Annotated in this window: 27 protein-coding genes and 1 tRNA gene; 22 read left to right on the forward strand and 6 right to left on the reverse strand. The window is 62.4% G+C overall.

The genetic code is table 11. The annotated features are described in order from the left end of the window. The first annotated feature begins 29 nt into the window (after nucleotides 1–29). The 5 genes from infA (at nucleotide 30) to LZ518_RS09155 (ending at nucleotide 2,060) form a co-directional block, all read left to right on the forward strand. Nucleotides 30–275, forward strand: a complete 246-nt coding sequence (gene infA / locus LZ518_RS09135) for a translation initiation factor IF-1 (RefSeq protein ID WP_249915686.1) — start codon at nucleotides 30–32, stop codon at nucleotides 273–275. Then, nucleotides 275–847, forward strand: coding sequence for a Maf family protein (locus tag LZ518_RS09140; RefSeq protein WP_249915687.1), 573 nt, complete (start codon nucleotides 275–277; stop codon nucleotides 845–847). The genes infA and LZ518_RS09140 overlap by 1 nt, the downstream gene beginning before the upstream one ends. Beyond that, a complete protein-coding gene (locus LZ518_RS09145; protein WP_249915688.1) occupies nucleotides 840–1,769 on the forward strand; it encodes an Rne/Rng family ribonuclease in 930 nt (309 codons plus the stop codon). Before LZ518_RS09140 ends, LZ518_RS09145 begins: the two co-directional genes overlap by 8 nt. Before the next feature lies 1 nt (nucleotide 1,770). Then, entirely contained in the window at nucleotides 1,771–1,944 is a 174-nt protein-coding gene (locus LZ518_RS09150; RefSeq protein ID WP_249915689.1) for a DNA gyrase inhibitor YacG, read from the forward strand. Between the two features lie 40 nt (nucleotides 1,945–1,984). Next, nucleotides 1,985–2,060, forward strand: a tRNA-Phe gene (locus tag LZ518_RS09155). An 86-nt stretch (nucleotides 2,061–2,146) separates the two neighbouring features. Here LZ518_RS09155 and LZ518_RS09160 read toward each other — a convergent pair. Both LZ518_RS09160 and LZ518_RS09165 read right to left on the reverse strand, forming a co-directional pair. Next, nucleotides 2,147–2,908 (reverse strand): OmpA family protein, encoded by a 762-nt coding sequence (locus LZ518_RS09160; RefSeq protein ID WP_249915690.1) that lies wholly within the window; start codon nucleotides 2,906–2,908, stop codon nucleotides 2,147–2,149. 161 nt (nucleotides 2,909–3,069) lie between these two features. Further along, nucleotides 3,070–3,240 carry a hypothetical protein gene (locus LZ518_RS09165; RefSeq protein ID WP_249915691.1) on the reverse strand — a complete coding sequence of 57 codons (171 nt, stop codon included), beginning with the start codon at nucleotides 3,238–3,240 and terminating at the stop codon, nucleotides 3,070–3,072. 366 nt (nucleotides 3,241–3,606) lie between these two features. Between LZ518_RS09165 and LZ518_RS09170 the strand changes: the two genes are divergently transcribed. From LZ518_RS09170 to LZ518_RS09185, 4 genes are all read left to right on the forward strand, one after another. Beyond that, nucleotides 3,607–3,846 (forward strand): hypothetical protein, encoded by a 240-nt coding sequence (locus LZ518_RS09170; RefSeq protein WP_249915692.1) that lies wholly within the window; start codon nucleotides 3,607–3,609, stop codon nucleotides 3,844–3,846. A gap of 124 nt (nucleotides 3,847–3,970) precedes the next feature. Beyond that, complete coding sequence (locus LZ518_RS09175; RefSeq protein ID WP_249915693.1) at nucleotides 3,971–4,645, forward strand: DUF3313 family protein; 675 nt, start codon at nucleotides 3,971–3,973, stop codon at nucleotides 4,643–4,645. Between the two features lie 18 nt (nucleotides 4,646–4,663). Further along, entirely contained in the window at nucleotides 4,664–4,858 is a 195-nt protein-coding gene (locus LZ518_RS09180; RefSeq protein ID WP_249915694.1) for a hypothetical protein, read from the forward strand. 63 nt (nucleotides 4,859–4,921) lie between these two features. Continuing rightward, nucleotides 4,922–6,028 (forward strand): AI-2E family transporter, encoded by a 1,107-nt coding sequence (locus tag LZ518_RS09185; protein ID WP_249915695.1) that lies wholly within the window; start codon nucleotides 4,922–4,924, stop codon nucleotides 6,026–6,028. Between the two features lie 4 nt (nucleotides 6,029–6,032). On the opposite strand, the gene LZ518_RS09190 is transcribed toward LZ518_RS09185, so the two are convergent. Further along, a complete protein-coding gene (locus LZ518_RS09190) occupies nucleotides 6,033–6,527 on the reverse strand; it encodes a potassium channel family protein (protein WP_249915696.1) in 495 nt (164 codons plus the stop codon). A gap of 433 nt (nucleotides 6,528–6,960) precedes the next feature. Here LZ518_RS09190 and LZ518_RS09195 point away from each other — a divergent pair, with 433 nt between their 5' ends. The 6 genes from LZ518_RS09195 (at nucleotide 6,961) to LZ518_RS09220 (ending at nucleotide 13,705) form a co-directional block, all read left to right on the forward strand. After that, a complete protein-coding gene (locus tag LZ518_RS09195; protein WP_249915697.1) occupies nucleotides 6,961–8,397 on the forward strand; it encodes an efflux transporter outer membrane subunit in 1,437 nt (478 codons plus the stop codon). Further along, the gene (locus LZ518_RS09200; protein WP_249915698.1) at nucleotides 8,394–9,554 is read left to right on the forward strand and encodes an HlyD family secretion protein; all 1,161 of its coding nucleotides are present in this window, start codon (nucleotides 8,394–8,396) and stop codon (nucleotides 9,552–9,554) included. Before LZ518_RS09195 ends, LZ518_RS09200 begins: the two co-directional genes overlap by 4 nt. A 1-nt stretch (nucleotide 9,555) precedes the next feature. Then, nucleotides 9,556–10,599 (forward strand): DUF2955 domain-containing protein, encoded by a 1,044-nt coding sequence (locus LZ518_RS09205; RefSeq protein WP_249915699.1) that lies wholly within the window; start codon nucleotides 9,556–9,558, stop codon nucleotides 10,597–10,599. A gap of 182 nt (nucleotides 10,600–10,781) precedes the next feature. Next, on the forward strand, nucleotides 10,782–11,960 hold the full coding sequence (locus tag LZ518_RS09210; protein WP_249915700.1) for a patatin-like phospholipase family protein: 1,179 nt from the start codon (nucleotides 10,782–10,784) through the stop codon (nucleotides 11,958–11,960). A 135-nt stretch (nucleotides 11,961–12,095) separates the two neighbouring features. Then, a complete protein-coding gene (locus LZ518_RS09215) occupies nucleotides 12,096–12,779 on the forward strand; it encodes a DUF3313 domain-containing protein (RefSeq protein WP_249915701.1) in 684 nt (227 codons plus the stop codon). Between the two features lie 233 nt (nucleotides 12,780–13,012). Beyond that, nucleotides 13,013–13,705 carry a sensor histidine kinase gene (locus LZ518_RS09220; protein ID WP_249915702.1) on the forward strand — a complete coding sequence of 231 codons (693 nt, stop codon included), beginning with the start codon at nucleotides 13,013–13,015 and terminating at the stop codon, nucleotides 13,703–13,705. 25 nt (nucleotides 13,706–13,730) lie between these two features. On the opposite strand, the gene LZ518_RS09225 is transcribed toward LZ518_RS09220, so the two are convergent. After that, entirely contained in the window at nucleotides 13,731–14,354 is a 624-nt protein-coding gene (locus tag LZ518_RS09225) for a response regulator (RefSeq protein WP_348538675.1), read from the reverse strand. A 357-nt stretch (nucleotides 14,355–14,711) separates the two neighbouring features. Here LZ518_RS09225 and LZ518_RS09230 point away from each other — a divergent pair, with 357 nt between their 5' ends. From LZ518_RS09230 to LZ518_RS09245, 4 genes are all read left to right on the forward strand, one after another. Next, on the forward strand, nucleotides 14,712–15,536 hold the full coding sequence (locus tag LZ518_RS09230; protein WP_249915704.1) for a DUF2092 domain-containing protein: 825 nt from the start codon (nucleotides 14,712–14,714) through the stop codon (nucleotides 15,534–15,536). 1 nt (nucleotide 15,537) lies between these two features. Continuing rightward, nucleotides 15,538–16,563, forward strand: coding sequence for a hypothetical protein (locus tag LZ518_RS09235; protein WP_249915705.1), 1,026 nt, complete (start codon nucleotides 15,538–15,540; stop codon nucleotides 16,561–16,563). Between the two features lie 79 nt (nucleotides 16,564–16,642). Then, entirely contained in the window at nucleotides 16,643–17,119 is a 477-nt protein-coding gene (locus LZ518_RS09240) for a hypothetical protein (RefSeq protein WP_249915706.1), read from the forward strand. A gap of 213 nt (nucleotides 17,120–17,332) precedes the next feature. Beyond that, nucleotides 17,333–17,470, forward strand: coding sequence for a hypothetical protein (locus LZ518_RS09245; RefSeq protein ID WP_249915707.1), 138 nt, complete (start codon nucleotides 17,333–17,335; stop codon nucleotides 17,468–17,470). Nucleotides 17,471–17,571: 101 nt separating this feature from the next. Here the strand turns inward: LZ518_RS09245 and LZ518_RS09250 are convergent, their stop codons facing one another. Beyond that, entirely contained in the window at nucleotides 17,572–18,267 is a 696-nt protein-coding gene (locus tag LZ518_RS09250; RefSeq protein WP_249915708.1) for a pirin family protein, read from the reverse strand. Nucleotides 18,268–18,278: 11 nt separating this feature from the next. Further along, nucleotides 18,279–18,449, reverse strand: coding sequence for a hypothetical protein (locus LZ518_RS09255; protein ID WP_249915709.1), 171 nt, complete (start codon nucleotides 18,447–18,449; stop codon nucleotides 18,279–18,281). Nucleotides 18,450–18,538: 89 nt separating this feature from the next. Here LZ518_RS09255 and LZ518_RS09260 point away from each other — a divergent pair, with 89 nt between their 5' ends. From LZ518_RS09260 to LZ518_RS09270, 3 genes are all read left to right on the forward strand, one after another. After that, entirely contained in the window at nucleotides 18,539–19,456 is a 918-nt protein-coding gene (locus LZ518_RS09260) for a LysR family transcriptional regulator (protein WP_249915710.1), read from the forward strand. Nucleotides 19,457–19,561: 105 nt separating this feature from the next. Beyond that, nucleotides 19,562–19,984 carry a DoxX family protein gene (locus LZ518_RS09265; protein WP_249915711.1) on the forward strand — a complete coding sequence of 141 codons (423 nt, stop codon included), beginning with the start codon at nucleotides 19,562–19,564 and terminating at the stop codon, nucleotides 19,982–19,984. A 133-nt stretch (nucleotides 19,985–20,117) separates the two neighbouring features. Next, nucleotides 20,118–21,164, forward strand: coding sequence for an NAD(P)H-dependent flavin oxidoreductase (locus tag LZ518_RS09270; protein WP_249915712.1), 1,047 nt, complete (start codon nucleotides 20,118–20,120; stop codon nucleotides 21,162–21,164). Nucleotides 21,165–21,202 lie beyond the last annotated feature (38 nt).

Raw genomic sequence — 21,202 nt, forward strand, 5'->3', positions numbered from 1 at the left:
AACCCAATTTTCAGAGACGAAGGATTTGAATGGCCAAGGAAGAACTTCTCGAGATGCGCGGACGGGTGCTGGAGCTGCTGCCCAATGCGATGTTCCGCGTCGAGCTGGAGAATGGCCATGAGATCCTCGGCCACACCGCGGGCAAGATGCGCAAGAACCGCATCCGCGTGCTGACCGGTGACGAAGTGCTGGTCGAGCTGACCCCGTACGACCTGACCAAGGGCCGCATCACCTATCGCTTCATGCCTGGCCGCGAGCGCCCGCCCGGCTACTGATGCGGTTGATCCTCGCTTCGGCGAGCCCGCGCCGTCTCGACCTGCTCGCCCGCATCGGAGTCGTTCCGGACGCGGTCGATCCTGCCCATATCGACGAGAGCGTGCCGTCTGGCGAAGGCCCACGCGACCATGCGCTGCGCCTTGCGATCGAGAAGGCCGACGCGGTTGCGGCGCGCCATCCCGAAGCGCTGGTGCTGGCCGCCGATACGGTGGTTGCCGTCGGGCGCCGGATCCTGCCCAAGGTCGAGGATGAGGCAACACTGAGGGCCTGCATGAAGCTGCTGTCCGGCCGGCGGCACCGCGTGCTGACCGGCGTTGCCCTGGCCATCCCCGGCCAGCCGACCCGCAGCCGGCTGGTGGAAACGATTATCGCCATGAAGCGCCTGTCTCCGCAAGAAATCGACTATTACGCGGGCCATGGAGAATGGCACGGCAAGGCCGGCGGCTATGCGTTGCAGGGCTATGGCGAAGTCTATGTCCGTCACATTGCGGGCAGCTATTCCAACGTCGTCGGCCTGCCGCTGGCCGAGACGCGCTTGCTGCTGAAATCCGCCGGATACGATCTTGCCTGAGTGGCTGATCGAGCGCGGCATCGGGGAAACGCGGGCGGCGCTGATGGAAAATCAACGCATCATCGAAGCCCGGATCGTTCGGGACGGAGTGATTGCCGCAGGAACCGTCTTGCAGGCGAAACTGAAATCGGTTGGACGCAATCCGGTCGCCGTGGCCGACGGCCGGGAATATCTGCTTCCCAGGGGCGCGGCGGGCGTGACCGAGGGCGCCACCCTGAACATTGAAGTGACGCGCGAGGACCTTGGCGGCGCCGAGCCATGGAAGCGGCCATTGGCGCGAATGACCGAACAACCAACAGGCTCGACGCCCGACCTCAGCGGACGCGACGCGGCGACCGGCGAATTCGACGAGGCTGGCTGGCCAGATTTGATCGAAGAGGCCCGCAGCGGCATCGTGCGCTTCCCCGGCGGTGAACTTTGCATCTCCCCGACGCCGGCAATGACACTGATCGATGTCGACGGCAGCATGCCGCCCGACGAACTGGCGCTCGCCGGCGCCAGGGCAGCGGCGATGACCATCCTTCGGCTCGACATCGGGGGTTCGATCGGCATCGACCTGCCGACGGCCAAGGGCAAGGCTGCTCGTCAAGCCGCCGCTTCGGCACTCGATGCAATATTGCCCCGGCCGTTTGAACGCACCGCGGTCAACGGCTTCGGTTTCCTGCAGCTGGTTCGGCCGCGCCGCCGTGCCTCATTGGTCGAACTCGCCGCCGACCGAGCCACGTTCGAAGCGCGGGCCTTGCTTCGCCAGGCAGCCCGGGAGATCGGCGCGACATGCCTCGCCGCGCATCCCGCCGTCATTGCCGTGCTCAGCACTCACCGCGATTGGCTCGACCGGCTTTCGTGCCAGGTCGGCGGCGCCGTCACCTTGCGCAGCGACGCGTCGCTCGCCATCTCGGGTGGCCATGCCGAACCCGCCTAAAATGAAGATCAATGGCTGCCCCTTGTGCGGCAAGCCCACGTCCGCCGACCACGCACCTTTCTGCAGCCGCGGCTGCAAGGATCGCGACCTGCTCAAGTGGCTGGGCGAAGGCTATCGCATTGCCGGCCCGCCGGCCCAGCAAGACGGGCTGGACAGCGACGGGGACGACCGCTAGGGACGCCGTCGCCCGAGGGACCGACCGGTCCCGTCCGTGGGCCCAGGTAGCTCAGTTGGTAGAGCATGCGACTGAAAATCGCAGTGTCGGTGGTTCGATCCCGCCCCTGGGCACCATAACTCCAGCGAAGTCGTTGGCCCTAACGGCAGAGAAGCAGCTGCGGGCGGAGGATACCCCCCGCCCGCTTCCGATCTGAACGGTCTTACTGGGTCAATTGCGTCTTGGGCGTGACCACTCGAACCACGACACGGCGTGCCTGGTCATTCCCTGCCGGCGCTGCCTCGCCTGGCGCCGTAGTGCCCTCGCCCATCGCCGACGGCGACAATACCCTGCCCGGCTCGATGTGGCCGGTCTGCCGCAGGTAATTGCTGACGGCTCCGGCGCGCTTCAGACTGAGGCGCTCATTGGCGGCGGCATTACCCCTTGGGTCGGCAAATCCAAGGATCGATAGCCGATAGTTGCCATAGCCCGGCGCCGCCTGGGCAAGCGCCTTGAGCTCCGACTTGGCCTGAGCGGAAATGGCGGCGCTTCCAGATGCGAAATAGACGGTCACCTCCTGCTGGATCACATATTCCTGACCCTCGATAATCGCCTTGCGGAGTTCGGCGAGCTCGACCTTCGTGCCGGCCTTGGTGGCAATCGCGGTCTTCCAGTCGCGTTCCTTGAAGGTGATTTCCTGGGCCGACACGGCGTTGCCCTGCTGGTCACCCTCGACGGTGAAAATCAGGCCGGGAATCAGGCTCTTGATGTCGCGCCCCTTCCTTTTGGCGAGGCCGCTTGTTTCCGTGATCTTGGTACTTGGCGACACCACGACCGTCACCGGCCCCTCGCGCGTTTGGGCGTTGATGTTGCCGCCATCGCGGGAGACGATGACCGCCTCGCGCTTGACCTCTTCGGCCAGGGCGGCTGCCGATACCAAAAGCGCGCCCGTAAGAAGCGCGACCCCATATTTATACTTTGCCATCTCGAAACTCCTCCCAGGCATGTCGTCGTCAGCGAACTGCTAAGATTGGGGTGGAAATGGAGATATCGGTGATAATCCTTAGAACCCGTCGGTGCACTATGGAGGTACGCGAAAGCCGCCTTACTCCTTGGCTGCGCCAAGGCCCTGGCAGATCGGTCGGATTAGCCCGTCCCCGCCGACTGTTCCCGATCGATCCGCTTGGCCCTGGCGTCATATTCCGCCGCCATGCGAAGCAACTCGACGCCATCTTCGGCGGGCAGGCCGGAAGCCAGCTGCCGGCATTTCTCGGCCAGCTCGCGAAGATAGGCCGCGTCGAACGGGGCGTTGCTCATGGCCGAAGGCTAGGCGAAGCCGGCACCGCGAATATCGGGGTCACTACCGACCATTCCCGAGCGCGGGGTGCGCATCCCCGATCATCGCCCCGCCGCCGGATTTGTCCGTAGGGAGTATCAGCAGCTTGTTTTGATGGCGCAAGGCAATGCAAAAGGGGCAACGCCGGCACGAAGGCCCGCCTCCCCCTCCCCAGGACCCCGGGGCGGGCCTTCAAATTTGGACGCGGTTGTCGTGTTGGTCACCCTTCCGCCGTGAAGTGCCGTTTAACCTAGGTTCAGTGTTGACCCACTAGCACCGACTGGTCGGAGCGCTTTGATTGCTGTCAGCGCTGCGGTCGGCGGTCGTTGCGTACCAGGTGAGGGACGATGAGCAGAAAGCGTAGTGTGGGCGCGGCGGCAGATCTCGAACAGGTCGATGCCGTTTCATTGGCTCACTCGCTGCAGGAAGACTTTGCCAAACTGATTGCAATGTTCGACCACCAGCTGGAGAAAGGTTCGAGCCCCGACGGCGACGCCCAGTCCAGGATCGCCGATGCCCTGACCGCTGCGCGGCGCGGCTTCAGCATCACCGAGGAACTGTCGGAATTGCTTCGCGCAAACCAATAATCGACACGAAGCCTGCTGGGCTTGGTTTTCAGAATTTCCGCCATTCGAGTCAGGGTTTCCGCCGATGGACCTAACCATCGGTTGGGAGAGAACACGGCCTTCCGAAATCGCAATGGAGGTTCCCGTGGAACGCCGGCTCATCAAGGTTGCGCTAGCAGGCCTGATATTGGTTGGCTTTCCCGCCGCCGCGGCCAAGCCGCCCACCACCTGGGACGGATTGGTGCAGGTCAAATCCAAGCGCCTTGACCATGTCTATTTGCAGCCCGGGGCCGACTTCACCGGTTACACCAAGGTAATGATCGACGAGCCCGAGGTCGCCTTCGAGAAGAACTGGGCTCGCAACTACAATAACTCGTCCAGAAGCCTGTCGTCGCGGATATCGGATCGTGACGTCCAGCAGGCCATCAGCAAGGGTGTAACCGCCGCCCGCGACCTGTTCACAGAGGCCTGGACCAAGGGTGGCTATGCCATCGTCGATGCGCCGGGCCCCGACGTGTTGCAGATACGAACCGGCATATTGAACGTCAGGGTGAGCGCGCCCGACCTGCCGCGCGCCGGCCGGGTCGAGAGCTTTTCTTCAGAGGCCGGCTCGGCGACCTTTTTCCTGGAAGCACGGGATTCGATGACAGGTGCGATCCTGGGGCGAGCGGTCGACTCAGAATTTGCCGGAGAATATTCCCACGCGTGGCGGACCAGTGTCAGCAACCGTGACGATTTCCGCGATCTTGTCCGGTCCTGGGCCGACACAAGCGTTCGGGGCCTGGCCGAACTCAAGTCGCGATCGCCGATCAAGCCTTAAACTGGGAAGGGAGAAGTTATGTCGAAGTTAGCAACAACTGCCGTCGCTATCTTGCTTTTGGCGGTGGCGGCCGTCGCGCTTTACCGCCTGCTGTTCTGGTTCCCGATTTCAATCGGAGGCGCGGAAGTCGGTCAAACCGCGAGCCTCCTTACTTTCGTCATTTGTGCCGCACTTTGCCTGATGCTGTTCCGCGGCGCGAAGACCGAGCACTGAGTTCGATCGCAACACTCATCTAAGAAGGGGGCGCGCTGCCGGGGGCAGCCCGTCAAGGCAACCATGGCTGACAATCTCACCGCCAAGGCAACCGTTTCCAAGATCATGGACGTGCTTTTGCCATTGCTATTGGTTGCCGTTCTGATCGCCTTGAACGTGCAACTGCTGATCCCCTTTGTCGGGCTGCTATTGTGGACGCTCATTCTCGCCATTTGCTTTTATCCGCTTCATCGACGGCTGCTCGGCCGCGGCTGGAGCGCACGGCGGTCGGCCACCGTGATTGGAACAGGCTTGGCAGCGCTGATCCTGGTGCCAACGGCAATCGCCGCGGTCAGCGCGGCCAGCAGCGTCCCCAAGGTCGTCGCCGCCATCCAGACCGGCGAGCAGGCGATCCCGCCACCGCCCGCGGGACTCGCCGGCATTCCGGTCGTCGGTGGAAAGGCCAGTGCGGCATGGTCCGAGGCGGCGACCGACCTCCCGGCATTCACCAAGAAGTTCGGGCCCCAGCTGGCGTCCTTCACCAAATGGCTGCTCGGTGCCGCGGCCGGATTGTTCGTTGCCGTACTGCTGCTCGTCCTCGCGGTGGTCTTTGCCGCGATCACCTTGGCCTATTCGGACAAGGCCCGTGCATTCACCCTGTTGGTCCTTTCTCGAATTACCGGCGATACCCATCACGGCGAACATTATATGTCGGTGATCGGCGCCACCGTCCGCTCCGTAGCCAATGGCGTTATTGGCGTCGCCTTCGTTCAAGCCCTGCTCTGCGGCATCGGATTCTTCGTGATCGGAGTGCCGGGTGCCGGGCTGCTGTCGATCATCTGCATGGCACTGGGAGTGGTCCAGGTTCCGGTCGTCCTGGTCACACTGCCGGCAATCGTCTGGGCGTTCACCGCCAAATCGACCACCGTGGCCATCGTCTTCACCGTCTGGTCGATCATCGCCGGCCTCAGTGACGCAGCCCTCAAACCGCTGATGATCGGTCACGGGCTCGAAGTCCCCATGCCCATCATCCTGCTGGGAGTCATCGGCGGCGTCATGGCCTACGGCCTGGTTGGCCTGTTCATCGGGGCGGTGCTGCTGGCCGTTGGCTATGTGCTGTTCCGGGAGTGGCTCGACGTGCCTGTACCGGCAAACGACAAGGAGCTGCCGGCGGTCAATGCCGCCGAATGATCGGCTAGCCGTTTCGCGGCTTGTTGCCGAAGGCACCGATCAGGCGAGCGACCATAACCGCCAGATAAAGCTGGCCACCGATGACTTCGAAGGTGGCAACGCCACGCGCCAGCTCGGTTCGCGGCAGGAAGTCGCCGTAGCCCAACGTCGCGAGGGTGACAAAGCTGTAATAGACGGCAGTAGCCTCGTCGAACGGGTCGGGTCCCGTGAAACTCCCCGGCGCCATAAATTCAATGGCCGAATAAATGACGCCGAAGAACAGCCCGGCCAGGAGATAGGTGCTGAGCGCGGCGAATATCGTCTCGCTGTCAACCTGACGCGATTGCACAACGAACCTGAGCGTGCCCGCGGCCGCGATCAGGCCGGTCAGCCCATAGAGTGCCAGGATCGGCCCAAAGTTGATCGGGACATCGTCTCGCTCGGCAACGAAGCGGAGCACGACAAGCGCCAGAATGGCAGCCAGGAAGATCCACCTCTGACTCTTTGATGCGTTCGGCATTACCGCAGCCACGAGGCAAGCTGCGACGAGCATTTTAATCAAGAACTGAGGCAAGCCGAACGCGCTTGAGGCCGGCAGCAGAACCAGCATTATAAGCAGCGAAGAGAACAGGATTGCGTAGCGCGACGAATCGTATGACCGCCACATGCGAGTTTCACGGATCGGGCGCCGTATCTTGTTGCTAGTCGCCAACTTGCGTCGTCCCACGTTGCACAGTTGCTTCTCCGCGATCGGAGACGGCCAGCAAATTGGGGAAACTGGGTAGCGCGGCGACAAAGCGCCCGATGACCGGCAGCCTAGTGGATTTTCCTGACCCCCTAGGAGGAATCACCTAGTTCACCGCCGCCTGTCCTCCGCAATTATCCGAACCGCCGGCGCACTGCCTTGTCACGACCCAGTCTGGCGTGCGCGCGCGGCGGAAGGAGCGAATTGGGTGCATTGCGCGGGACGGATCGGCTTACTGCTGTCGCTCGGCCTCGGCGCGTGCGTGCAGGGCCCGGACTACGCCAAGCCGACGGTTGCAGTCCCCGAAACCTACCGGTTCAACAATCAAAGCTCGCAGGATTTGCCCGCAACCGACTCCATCTGGTGGCACCAATTCGGTGACAGCCATCTCGATGCGCTGGTGCAAGAGTCGCTCGCCAACAATCGCAACCTGATGATCGCGACTGGCCGGGTCGACGAGTTTGCCGCCATCCTCGCCGGCGTGCGGTCCCAGGGCCAGCCGCAGATCGGTTACGCGCTGAGCGGCAACCGGTCGCGGGCAAGTAGGGAGAAAATTCCTGCCTTCGTCGACCCGCTGAGCACCAGCTTCAGCGCCCTGTTGTCAGCCAGCTGGGAAGTGGACCTGTGGGGAAGGATCCGCCGCGAGACGGAAGCCGCGCGCGCCAACCTCCTGGCCACGGAAGAAGCGCGACAGGGTGTGACGCTCACCCTCATCGCATCCGTCGTTGCCAGCTATGTGACCCTGCTTGATCTCGACCAACAGCTAAGGGTGACGGAATCGACCGTCGCGGGCCGCAAACGCTCCCTCGAGATTTTCGAGACGCGGCTGGATGGCGGCTGGGTTTCCGAATTTGAAGTGTCGCAGGTCCGCGGCGAATATGAAGCGGCAAAAGCCCAATTGCCGCTCATCAGACAGGCGATCGCTGTCCAGGAAAATGCATTGTCGGTTCTGGTCGGCCGCAATCCGGGTCCGATCGAGCGTGCCAACAGCCAGGACGCGCTGCGCGCGCCAGCCGTTCCCGCCGGACTCCCATCGGAATTGCTGGCCCGCCGGCCGGACATTCGCCAGGCCGAGCAGCAGCTGATCGCCTCAAACGCGCTGATCGGCGCCGCGCGCGCCCTCTTCTTTCCCCGCATCAACCTCACCGGGTTGTTCGGCTTTGCCAGCTCGTCGCTTGGAAGCCTGTTCACCGGGCCGGCAAATACCTGGTCGTTCACGGGAGACGTTGCCGGACCAATCTACACCGGTGGCGGACTGACGGCGGCGGTCGACCAGGCCGAAGCCCGGCGCAACCAATCCTTCGCCAACTACGAGCTCGTCATCCAGAACGCCTTTCGGGACGTCGACGATTCCCTGGCCGCGTTGCGCCACAATGCCGAACTCAGGGACACGGTCCAACGGCGCGTGGCGACGCTCCAACGAAGCGTCGAGCTGGCGACGGACCGGTACGAGAATGGCTATTCGGACTATCTTGACGTGCTCGATACCGAGCGCAGCCTGTTCAATGCGCAGCTTCAGCTAGCGTCGGCCCGCGGCGACTATGAGCGCGCGCTGATCGATCTGTACCGAGCACTTGGCGGCGATTGGGCCGTCGCCCCGCCGACCTATGCGCCATCGGCCCTTGCCGCGAAGGACGGGAAATGACCGACCCCGCTCAACCTGCTGCCACTAGTGCTACGGGCGCCGAGCCGGTCGCGACCGAGATCGACGTTGGCTCCGGAGCGCCTCCCGCCAACCCGATGCGCAAAGTCATCCTTGTTGCGCTGGCGGTCCTGCTGATCCTGTTCATCTACCATGTCCTGTCGGACCGTTTCACACCCTACACATCGCAAGCTCGGGTGGAGACGTTCCTCACCCAGATATCGCCCGAAGTCGCCGGGGACGTCCTTGAAGTCGGGGTGAAGGACAATGGCACGGTGGCCAAGGGGCAGATCCTGTTCCGGATCGATCCCGAGCCTTATGAGCTGGCGGTCCGCGCCGCCGAAGCCAATCTCTCGGTTGCCCTGCAAGGGGCAGACGTATCGGTCGCGGACATCGCCTCGGCCCGGGCGCAGATCGTCAAGCAACGCGCCGATCTCGCCGCCAGCCGTGCCCTCGGCAGCATCGTCAACAACCTGGTCGACAAGCGCGCCCTCGCCGAAACGCAAGGCATCCGCGCCCGCGCCGATACGGCAAAGACGGAAGCCGACCTGACGCGCGCCCAGGCGGATTTGAGGCGCGCCCAGGCAAGCCTTGGCGAGGCCGGCTACCGCAACCCCAAGGTCCGGCAAGCGCTTGCCGCACTCGACCAGGCGCGGCTCGATTTGCGCAACACCAAGGTCGTGGCTCCGGCAAACGGAATTGTCACCAACTTGCGCCTCGCATCCGGGCAATATGTCGCTCCCGGACAGCCTCTGCTTAGCTTCCTCGAGACCGGGCCGCGCTGGATCTCGGCCGATCTGCGCGAAAACCAGTTGGGCAATGTAAAGCCGGGTCAGAAAGTGCTGGTCGCCTTCGACGTCAGGCCGGGGAAACTATTCCATGGCCAGGTGCACAGCGTTGGCTGGGGAATCTCGCAGGGCGATGAGGCACCGACCGGGCAACTGTCGACCGTCGATGCGCCGAAGGGCTGGCTGCGGGAGCCGCAGCGTTTCCCGGTCCGAATCCTGCTCGACCCGGAGGACGACAAGGAAGCCGCCCTTGGCGCGGCACGGAGCGGCGCTCAAGCCAATGTCATCATCTTCACCGACGATGATAATATTCTCAATCCGATCGGCAGGCTGTGGGTCAAGATCGTCGCCCTGCTGAGCTACCTGCAATAGGATGGCGAGCGCCGCGGCCCCCAAGCCGTCGGGGCTCGAGCTTGCCGAAGCGGCGCGGACTCATTTCATTCTGCGGTTCAGTATTGGAACCACTGCGGCATATATCATCTGCCAGTGGATGGGCTGGCAGCCGTCTGCCCTAGCCCCGGTGCTAACCGGAGTGTTGCTCGCCAACCTGCCATTCTCGCCTCCGTTCAAGCTCGGTCTTGGGCTCGTAATCGTCATGGCGGTGAGCGCCTGGCTGTCATTCTTTCTCACCACCTTCCTGAGTCAGGTTCCGCACCTGCTGTTCGGATCGATCGGCCTGATCCTGTTCCTGATTTTCTACGGTCTGGCGCAGGCGAAGGCCCAATTGCCGCTGACCCTGCTGCTGATCTGCATAACTGTCGTTCCGGTGATGACGCTGACCGTCTCCGAATTTGCCGGGATGTTCCCGGCGATATTGGTCCGGGCGATGCTGCTCGCTGTAATCTTTACCTGGATCGCCCATGCGATCTGGCCACTTCCGTCTCCCAAAAGTCCCGATCCTCCGCCGCTTGGCTTTGCTTCGCCCGCCGCGGCAGCGGCGTTGGGCATGCTGATCGTGCTGCCGATGATGCTCGGGTTTCTGATGTTCGGCCTGACCGACGCCATTCCGGTGCTGCTGACGACGGCCCTACTGGTCGCGAAGATGGAGGAAGAGCGCAGCAGCGCCAGCGCCTGGGCCAAGCTGATTGGCAATTTCGTCGGCGGAATCATCGCGATCGCGGCCTTTTACTTGCTCGCAATTGCTCCGACGCTGACGACGCTTTCATTGATCACATTCCTGATCGGGATCGGGTTCGCTCTCGAAATTGCGAAAGGCGGAGTACGCGGCGGCAATGCGCTGATTGCCTATAATGCCACCATGGTGATCTTCGACCTGGCGATTTTGAAAGGCCCGGCCAATTCGGGGACCTGGGGAGCGCGATTGGTGCAATTTGTTATCGCCTGCATTTTTGCAACCGGCATGATCGCCCTGCTTTGGCCGCGGCTCAAAGCCAAGGCTCGTCATGCCGGCAACTAGCTGACAGCTACCACGAACAGAGCGCCGACGAAGCAATGCGGACTGGGGGTTAGTCCCGAAATTACTGCGCCCATTCTCGGGGTTTCAATCGATGGCCTGCGGCCGCCGCAACGTGGAAGCCGGCACTCTCGTCCTGGGAGGATGTTATGGCTTCCGCTTGGTCAAAATCAGTTTTGGTTGCAGTGTCCCTTCAACTTGCAGTTGCCGGATGCTCAACTCCAGAGCGGCTACCGGCCGTGCCGGTGTCGCAAATCTCGCAAACGAGTGAGGCCTTCGGCCCGATCCGATTCCTGGTCTCTCGGGAAACGGACAGTTTCGCCGCCGAAGCATTGCGAGCGCAAGATCGGGAAAAGCAGTGGTTGGCGAGCCAGGGGCAAGGCCCTGACCTTCCGCCTGCATATTTTCTCGCGGTCTCGGGTGGCGGCGACAATGGCGCCTATGGAGCCGGCTTCCTCAATGGTTGGACCGCGTCTGGCACCCGTCCGCAATTCAAGGTTGTTACCGGGATCAGTACCGGTGCGCTTATCGCGCCCTTCGCCTTCCTGGGCCCCAAATATGATTATGTGCTCGAACGCGTCTACACGTCCACCGCGCAGCAGGACATTTTCAAGAAGCGCGGAATCATGAGCGCGCTATTCGGTGACTCGATGGCGGACACTCGGCCGCTTCACAACGTCATCTCGTCATACGTCAACCGCGAACTGCTTGACGAAATCGCCGCCGAATATGCCAAGGGTCGGATCCTGCTGGTCGGAACGACCAACCTGGATTCGCTGGAACCGGTAATCTGGAACATGGGCGCGATCGCATCGCGCAAGGACCCCGAAGCAGTCGCGCTATTCGCAAACATCCTGCTCGCGTCGGCGTCGATACCAGGAGCCTTCCCTCCCGTAATGCTCGACGTGAACCTCGGCGGCACGCGCTATCAGGAAATGCATGTCGACGGCGGCACGGTGGCCCAGCTGTTTCTCTACCCGCCATCGGTATCGGCCAAGAATGCCGCCCCTCGCAAGCGCGTCGCCTATATCCTCCGCAACGCCCGCCTCGATGCCGACTGGGCAAGCACCGAGCGTCGGACGATGACGATTGCCATGCGAGCGATCGATTCCCTCACTCGCACCCAGGGCATCGGAGACCTTTACCGGGTCTACTCCGTAACCCAGCGCGACGGCGTCGATTTCAATCTCACCTACATCCCCGCAACCTTCAACGTGCCCCACAATGAGATGTTCGACACAGCCTTTATGAAGGCGCTGTACGACGTCGGCGTCAATGCGGCGAAATCAGGTTATAACTGGCAGAAATCGCCGCCAGGGTTCGACGTCCCGATCACTGGCCAGACGCCTTCGTCGGGTCATTGAACCATCGCCATCAATCACGGGCGCGCCCTACCGATTGAGTCCGATCGAGGCTGAGGGTTTGTCCTGATGGAGGGAATCTTCGGCGGGTGTCACCCCGAATAGGGTTCAATCGACAATAATTGGAAATGGTGGCTTATGTCTGTGTCTCTTCTACGCGCGTTCGCACTTTCCGCCGTCGCGATGACGATTGCCGTACCCGCCCAGGCGCAAACCAAGGAGCAGGCGCCGGTTTCGCTCTCATCGGCCCGCAAGATGATGCAGGACAAGCCCGGGACGGAATCGTGGACATACGCCCAGCCACAGGCGGCATTCCTCAAATATCGCACCGTGATCGTCGACCCCACGGTCGTCTACAGTGGGCCAGATGCGCAGTTCGACGATATCGATGCCGCGGACCGGTCGAAATATGCGGCCATGATCACGGATGAACTGAGATCCGAGCTTGCAAAAACCTTTCCTGTTCCCGCCAAGCCCCAGGCCGACACGCTGCGCATAAAAGTGACGATCCTGGGCGCCAAGAAAACCAAGGGCGGCGTTGCAACCGCGACCCGGGTTACGCCGGTGGGTTTCGCGACGAGCGCATTGAAGAGTGCGCTCGGCAAGAAGGGGACATTTACCGGATCGGTGCTCTATGCCGTCGAAGCCTTTGACGGCCAAACCAACGAGCTGATGCTGGCAGCGGTCAGGCGCCGGACTCCCGATCCGCTCGACGTGCCGGCTACGCTTTCAACCGGCGACACGGTTAAATCCGTCGCACGCGATTTCGCCAGTTCCGCGCGCAAGCGGCTGGAAGAGCTTACGCAGGTCGGCGGGAATTAATGGCTCCAGTGGGCAAGACTGGCCCGGGCAGTCATGGGATGTACCCCTAAGGGACAACCCGCATGACATAAGTTGGTATTTAATGTAGGTTAAATTGCCGAATCAACATGTCCCGTTCGTTTGTTTAGGGGCGATGCTCGCGGGAATTGGCAATGCAGCTTGGGAGTAAACAGTTGGACCTGCCGTCACTTGCGTCAGGGGAACTATTACTCAACGCCGCAAGCTCTTCGATCATGAAATTCGACGCCGAATTGGTGGACATTGCCGCGGCAGACTCGCCGGCGAATGAACCGGCGATGGAGCAACTGCTCAACATCCACGAATATGAGCGGCGGCGCATGGGGCAGGAGCTGCACGATTCCGCCGGTCAGCTACTGGTGTCGCTCCAGCTCAGCGTCGCTCGACTGCGACTGATGGAGCAGAATAGCGGCCACGATGGTCTGATCGATGAGATTCAGGGCATAGTCCTTCAAATCGACAGGGAAATCCGGGCGCTTGCATTCCTGCATCACCCCGCTGAACTCAGCGGTCGTGGACTGTGTGAAGCCGTTCAGTCTTTGGTGAACGGGTTCGGCAAGCGGACGGGCATCCGGACCAGTTTCAGATGCCTTGGCGAACGCTCGGCGGTAGCCGATCCGATTTCAACGACCTTGTTGCGCGTGGCCCAGGAGGCCTTGGTCAATATTCACCGTCATTCGCGCGCATCTTCGGCCAAGGTGGTTCTCGCGAGGGACGTCGACCGGCTCCACCTGACCGTATCCGATGACGGCATCGGGATCGCGTCGGCCGTCAAAAGTTCCAGGGAGCAAGGCATCGGCCTGCAGGGCATGCGCCATCGCGTGGAAATGCATGGCGGGCGGTTCAATGTCAGAAGCCTGAAGCAAGGCACCAGGATTTCGGTGGTCGTGCCATTGGTCGCGGCCTGACGGTTCGCCGGCCCCGCACCGGAATTCAGGCCTGGATAAGCTGATTTCGAACCGCGTAACGGACCAGGTCCGCGGTCGTCCTTAGTTTCAGCTTTCGCATTGCGCTGGCGCGGTGCGTTTCGACTGTTTTGATGCTGATGTTCAGCCGGGCAGCGATTTCCTTGTTGATCCGTCCTTCGGCGACCTGCTGGACGACTTCCCGTTCCCGGTGGGTCAGGCTGCTGGCCAGTGGATGCGGCTTGCTTTCCAGAAACTGCTCGAGGAGCGTATCGGAAATGGCACCCGAAAAATAAGGCCTGCGGATCGACAGCGCGTCGAGTGCCGCGATCAGGTGCCGTTCCGTGTCGGACTTGAGCACAAATCCGCGAACTCCGGCGCGGAGCACGTCCATGATGATCTCTTCGCGGTCGTGCATGGTGTAGAGCAGGATTTCGATGCGAGGGAATTCCCGCTTGAGCGCATGGGACAGGTCGAGCCCGTTCAATTCAGGCAGGGAATAGTCGAGGATCGCAATATCGGGTCGCGTTTCGCGGGCTAGTTCCAATCCAGCCCGGCCGTCGGCCGCTTCGCCCACGACCTGATAATAAGGCGTCGTTTCGAGCAGCTGACGGACCCCGCGACGGATCGAGTCGTGGTCATCGACAATCATGATTCGTCGAATTGGGCTCGTCATGTATCCATCAACTCACTGGCAAGTGATTTACTAACCGCAACTGCTCGTCAAACGGCCAAATGTAGAGATGAAATCCCACATTCGCCCCCTGTAAGCCAGCTTCCCTCGTACGTTTCAAAGCATCAAATCCAATCAGGGAAAACCCAAGGCCGGACGCTGCCGGGCTATGCAGCCGGGACGTACGGAAACAAGGGCTGCCCAGGGGGTCAAACCAAATTGCAGGAACTCAGGGACGTTACCCCGCCGACATAGGGGTTCGCCCGATGAGAGCCGGTGTCCGGCGATGTTACGCGATGGCTCAATTTCCACACCTTCAACCATGGAGAAGGTCGAATGAGTCGTCTTCCTCGAACTGCGATCGGCATCGGACTGGCCCTCGCACTTGCCACCGTTCAGGGGGCCGCGGCCCAGGATCCCGGGCAACGATCAGGCGTCGCAATGCCTCAATATGCACAGGAAGATCCCATTGCCAATGAAGGCGTCATCGAAGACGGCGCGATCGACGCCCTGAAGGAAATGAGCGCCTTCCTGATGACCGCCAACACGCTGGGCATCACGTCGCAGGGAAGCCTGGATGTTGTTACCAACGATGGCCAGCGCATCCAGCTTGACGGGGTCACGACTTACAAGGCCCGGAAACCAGCAGGCTTCGTCGTCGACTATCAGAGCGACATCAAGAGCCGCAGGTTCATCTACGATGGCAAGACCTTCACGGTCTTTTCGCCCAAGCTAGGCTATTATGCATCGGTCCCGGCGCCCGCGACGAACAAGGAAGTGCTGGATACCATCTACGCCAAGTTCGGGATCCAGCTGCCGCTGGAAGACCTGTTCCGCTGGGGGGACGGTACCAGTGCCGATCGCCTAGCGGCGCTGAAATCGGCCTATGAGGTCGGATCGGCGACCATCGATGGCGTCGAGACCGATCATTTTGCATTCCGCGAAGCAGACGTGGATTGGGAGGTTTGGGTGCAAAAGGGCGACCAGCCCTGGCCCCGCAAGCTGGTGATCGTCGACCGGACCGATCCGGCGCGGCCGACATTCACCGCTCGTCTGACCTGGCAATTGAATCCGACGTACACGGACGCGGATTTCACTTTTGTCCCCGATGCGAATGCCAAGCGCATTCAAATCGCCACCTACAAGGGATCGGGAGAGTAAAATGCGCGGCAAAATGCAAACTCTGGCGATGCTCAGCGCCTTCGTTGGCCTGACCGCCTTCATGATCCAGGAAGTCGAAGCCCGCGGCGGACGCGGCGGCGGCGGCGGCGGACGCGGTGGCGGCGGTTTCAGCCGCGGCGGATCGAGCAGCATGAGCCGCGGCGGCGGCGGCGGGTTCAGCCGCGGTGGCAGCAGTGCCAGCCGTGGTGGTTTCGGCGGAAGCAGTTCCAGCAGGGGCGGGTTCGGCGGAAGCAGTTCCAGCCGTGGCAGCTATGGCGGTGGACAGTCCGGGTTTAGCCGCGGCGGCAGCTACAGCCGCCCGTCCGGCGGATCCGGCGGATATAGCCGGCCATCGAACCGCCCGAGCGGCGTCGGAGGCATTGGAAGCGCCGGCAAGCCCGGCGGTGTCGGTGGAGCCGGCAAGCCCGGCGGTGTCGGCGGTGTCGGCGGTGTCGGCGGTGTCGGCGGAGCAGGCAAGCCCGGAGGTGTTGGCGGCGTCGGCGGTGCCGGCAGGCCCGGCAAACCTGGCGGTGTCGGCGGCGCCGGCGGTGTTGGCGGTGTTGGCGGTGTTGGCGGTGTCGGCGGCGTTGGCGGCGTGGGCGGCGTTGGCGGTGTCGGCGGTGTCGGCGGTGTCGGCGGCGTTGGCGGCGTCGGTGGCGCTGGACGGCCCGGTCAGCGGCCAAGCCAGGGTGGCGGTCGCAACCAGGTCGGTAGCGGCAACAATATCAACAATGGCAATATCAACACCGGCGATATCAACATCGACAATGATTGGGGCGGTGATTGGGACGGCTGGGGCGATTATCCGATCGGCGCAGGGATCGCGATCGGGGCGACCGCGGCATGGGCGACGGCGGTGGCGTACGGCTCGGCCTATTATGGCCTGCCAGGCGGATGCTCACCATACCCCTATCACACCTATACCTATTACTCGTGCGGCGGCGCTTACTATCAGCCGCAGTATGAGGGGGACACGGTGGTCTATGTGTCGGTGCCCGATCCAGCCACGGTGACGGTACAACAATAGCGTCGATACGAAACCTGCGGCCGCTGCTCCCCTTGACCGGAGCAAGCGGCCGTATGTTCAACCAATTGAGGCAACAGCCATGACTGCAGCGCCTGGGACTGCGACCACCGACGGACTGATGCCGGCGATGGGCAAGGTCTATTCCGACCGACAGCGTCTGTTCCTGCTCTATTTCGTCGGAGCGCTGGTCGACCTGGTCGTGCTCGGGCTGTTCGACGAATATTCCGACAAGGTTTATGTGAACTCCTTCACGACCATGTTGCTTGCGTCGGTCGTGCTGCAGTTCCTCCTCAAGGGGACGATCGCCGTCGAGCATTGGGTGGCGGGTCACTTCAAGAACAAGAGCGGCGGATGGTGGAAGGCGCTGCGTTTCTTCTGCGCCTGGCTGGTCCTGTTCGGATCCAAGTTCGTTATCCTGGAAGCCCTGTCCTTTGTGTTCGCCGACGATGTGAAGTTCGAAGGCGTGCTCCACGGGATTGTGTGGCTGATCATCGTCGTCGTGACGATGGTGATCGTCGAAGAGATCGTCGTTCGGATCTACCGCAAGCTGGCCTGACCCGTCGCGGTCCTGGAGCGCCGCCGGATGAGCGAAAGGCGGCTCGAAAAGAGGGGGCATCGAGCCGCCTTTCGGATCACCGATCTCCAGTGATCGCCACCTAGTGGCGGAATCTGTCTGCGGACTATCGTCCCCTTGGTACATCCGGTCATATCCCGAGGGGAGCCTCGGCCGGTCCCAGCCCGGCCTACGCCCGGATCAGCACAAAGCCCGATGGCCTGGCAGGCGGCCGGTGCGGATAGTCAGGATCCACGCCGGTTCGACTCCCTTCCTGAAACCGGCGTGCGCTACGGGACGCTTGAAGCGGTGGCGATCGCCAACATTGCCGTCGCCGTTCGGACGATGAATTAGCCCACGTCGTTCGTTCCGTAGCTCCTCGGAAAGCGGCCCGATGCGCCTCTACGCCGCATCGGGCCGCTCCACTTTCGGGAGCCATTCCCTCGCCGGTTGCGCTAGGCCACGTCGACCAGGACGACCTCACTGTCTTCGATCGCGGTCACAATGACCTCGTCAAGGTCGGCAATCGCTGCACCATCGCGAGCCTCGATAAGCTGGCCGTCAATTTCGACTCGGCCGGTTGCCGGAACGAGATAGGCCTTGCGGTCCTTGCCGAGAGCATAGGTCGCGCTCTCGCCAGCCTTCAGCGTGGCACCCGAGACCCGCGCCCTGGCGCGGATTGGAAGCGCATCATCACCGTCGATGCCCGAAGCCAGCGCCACAAATTTGCCGGCACGATCGCCCTTGGGAAAGGGGCGAGCCCCCCATTGCGGCTGGCCGCCCTGCTCGTCAGGGAGGATCCAGATCTGGAAGATCCGGGTGGCCTCATCCTCAAGATTATATTCGGAGTGAGCGATGCCGCTGCCGGCAGACATCACCTGGACGTCGCCGGCTTCGGTCCGTCCCGAATTGCCAAGATTGTCGCGATGGCTGATCGCCCCTTCGCGAACGTAGGTGATGATTTCCATGTTGGCATGCGGATGCGGCGGGAAACCAGTCTTCGGCTGGATGAGATCGTCGTTCCAGACGCGCAGATTGCCCCAGCTTGTCCGCGCCGGATCATAATAGTCCGCGAACGAGAAATGATGCTTGGCGTTCAGCCAGCCATGATCGGCCCCGCCCAGCGTGTCGAATTTCCTGACCTCGATCATATCCATGCTCCTTACATGACTCGAAGCAATTGGCGCAGCGCCGAGGAAGTCCGGCCATCAAGGCCTGCTTCCAATTCGGCGTAACGGGTAGCGGCCGAATAGCGCACCCAATCGATCTGGGCCGCGATGTCCGAGACATGCCGCCATTCCGATTTCGATAGCTTCAGCGAACCGCTGGCCATTGCTTCTCTCCTTTGCTGGGGGAGAGATAGGCGTTGAATTCATTCCGGAGAATGGGGATAAAGTACAACAATCTATTCGGAAAAGTTGAATGGCGAATCCCGGATATCCAACCTTCGACCAGCTCAAAATCTTCCTCGCCGTCGTCGATGAGGGGAGCTTCAATGGCGCAGCGCGCAAGCTCAACCGGGCGGTCTCCGTCATCAGCTATGGAATCGTCAATCTCGAGGCACAGCTTGGCGTGTCGCTGTTCGAGCGTGAGGGCTCGAGGAAGCCCAAGCTGACCGAGGCCGGCCAGGCCGTGCTTTCCGAAGCACGCGGGATCTCGAACGACGTTGACGGCCTTCGGGCGAAAGTGCGTGGATTGCTTGAGGGGCTGGAACCTGAAGTAACCCTGGCAGTCGACGTCCTGATCCCGTCGCGGCGCGTCGCCGTGATATTGCGCGAATTTCAATTCGCTTTTCCTACCGTTTCGCTGCGTCTCCATGCCGAGGCGCTGGGTGCGATTGCCGCGCTGGTGCTGGATGGCACGGCGCAGCTTGGGATAGGCGGGCCGGTGATCGCCGACGATCCTGCTTTCGAGCGCAGCTCGGCCGGATCCATCGAGCTAATCCCGGTCGCCGCCCCGACTCATCCGCTCGCCCTGATAAAGCAGCCGAGCCCCGGGGTAGCACGGGCCTACACCCAATTGGTGCTCACCGACCGTTCGCCCCTTACGGAAGGCCGCGACTTCGGGGTCATGGCGAGCAGGAGCTGGCGCCTCGCCGATCTCGGCGCAAAGCATGCGCTGCTGCTGGAGGGCATCGGATGGGGGAACATGCCCCGCGAGATGGTACAAGACGACCTGGCCGGCGGCAGGCTTGTCGAACTTCACCTGCCCGACCACCGCGGTGGCAATTACCCGTTGTCGGCCCTGTGGCGCCGTGACCAGCCTCCCGGCCCCGCGACCCAGTGGCTGCTCGATCGATTTGTCGAGCGGGGAGCAAGCGACCCGCAGCCGTCGTTGTAGGGATCATTCAAGATTATAGAATGATTTGTCGGATATTTATAAGCTAAAACCGATGAAACTCGGCGAGTAGCAGTGGCTCATTCAACCCAAACAAGGGGAATGACCATGATTGCTCCAGTTGCCAATGCAGCCGTCCAGAACGGTCATACCAACGCCTCCTATCTTGCGACCGCCGGACGGGTCCTGATCGCGGCGATCTTCCTGCTGAGCGGATTCAGCAAGGCCGCCGACCCAGCCTCGGCGCTTGGCTACATCAACTCTACCGGCCTGCCCTTCCCGGCGCTGGCGTTGGCTGGCGCAATCGCGATCGAACTGCTCGGCGGACTGGCTCTTGTGGTCGGATACCGGACGCGATTGGTTGCGGCGATCTTGGCGCTGTTCAGCCTGCTGACGGCGTTCACCTTCCACGCCAACCTGGTCGACCAGAACCAGTTCATCCACTTCTTCAAGAATGTGGCGATGGCCGGAGGCCTCCTCCAGATCATTGCCTTCGGTGGCGGCTCGCTGAGCCTCGACAACCGCCGTTGACCTCCCCCGGCCGGGCGGCGCCTCCCCCGCCCGGCCACCCATTCGCGTGCGGGGCGCACCGGCGGGATGGCGCCCCAGCGATTGAATGGCGTAAGCAGCCCGCGCCAGTTTCCAGTCGCGCGAGCTATCAAATATGCCCCCATTGCTAGATCAATTCGGCATCCGATTGCCGATTATCCAGGCCCCGATGGCCGGTGTTTCCACCCCTGCCATGGCGGCGGCGGTGACCAACGCCGGTGGCCTGGGATCGATCGGCGTTGGGGCCGGCAGCGTCGCTGAGGCGCGCGAGGCCATCGCCGAATTCCGCCAGCGGTCCGACGGCCCGCTCAATGTCAATCTGTTCTGTCATCGGCCCGCCGTCGCCGACGCGGCCAAGGAGCGAGCCTGGATCGACCGGTTGAGACCAGAGTTCGAGGCGCTTGGCGCGGAACCGCCACCAAGGCTGCGGGAGATCTATCGCAGCTTTGTCGAAGACGATGCGATGATGGCCATGCTGCTTGAGGCGCGGCCGCACATTGTCAGCTTTCATTTCGGCGTGCCGCGCGACGAGTGGATCGTGCAGCTGAGGCAGGCCGGAATCATGCTGGTCGCGACCGCCACCAGCCTGTCCGAGGCCCAGGCCTCTGTCCGGGCCGGAGCAGATGCAATAGTCGCCCAGGGCTGGGAAGCCGGCGGGCATCGCGGATTGTTCGACCCCGATGCGCCCGACGAACGGTTGGAGACTGCCGAATTGGTCGGACTGCTGGCACGAAAGATTGACCTGCCGATTATCGCCGCCGGCGGCATCATGGATGGTTCGGGAATTACCGCCGCAATGGAATCGGGAGCATCGGCGGCCCAGCTGGGCACGGCATTCATCGCCTGCGATGAAAGCATCGCCGATGAGGGCTTTCGCCTGGCGCTGGCCGACGCGGACAATCGCCCAACCGTGATGACCCGCGCCATCTCCGGCCGGCCGGCGCGCAGCCTCGGCAATCGCTTCACGGCATTGGGAAGTGCGATTTCGGACGACGAGATCCCGGCTTATCCAGTCGCCTATGACCTCGGCAAAGCGCTGCATTCCGCCGGCAAGGCCATGGGCGAATATGGTTATGGCGCGCAATGGGCCGGCCGGGCCGCCAATCTGTCCCGACCGATGCCGGCGTCAAAGCTGGTGCGGACGTTGGAGGCCGAGCTCTGATGCTTGCGCATCGCATCACGGGTCTCGACGTCCCGATC

This window comes from Sphingomonas brevis (assembly GCF_023516505.1).
GTDB classification, from domain to species: domain Bacteria; phylum Pseudomonadota; class Alphaproteobacteria; order Sphingomonadales; family Sphingomonadaceae; genus Sphingomicrobium; species Sphingomicrobium breve.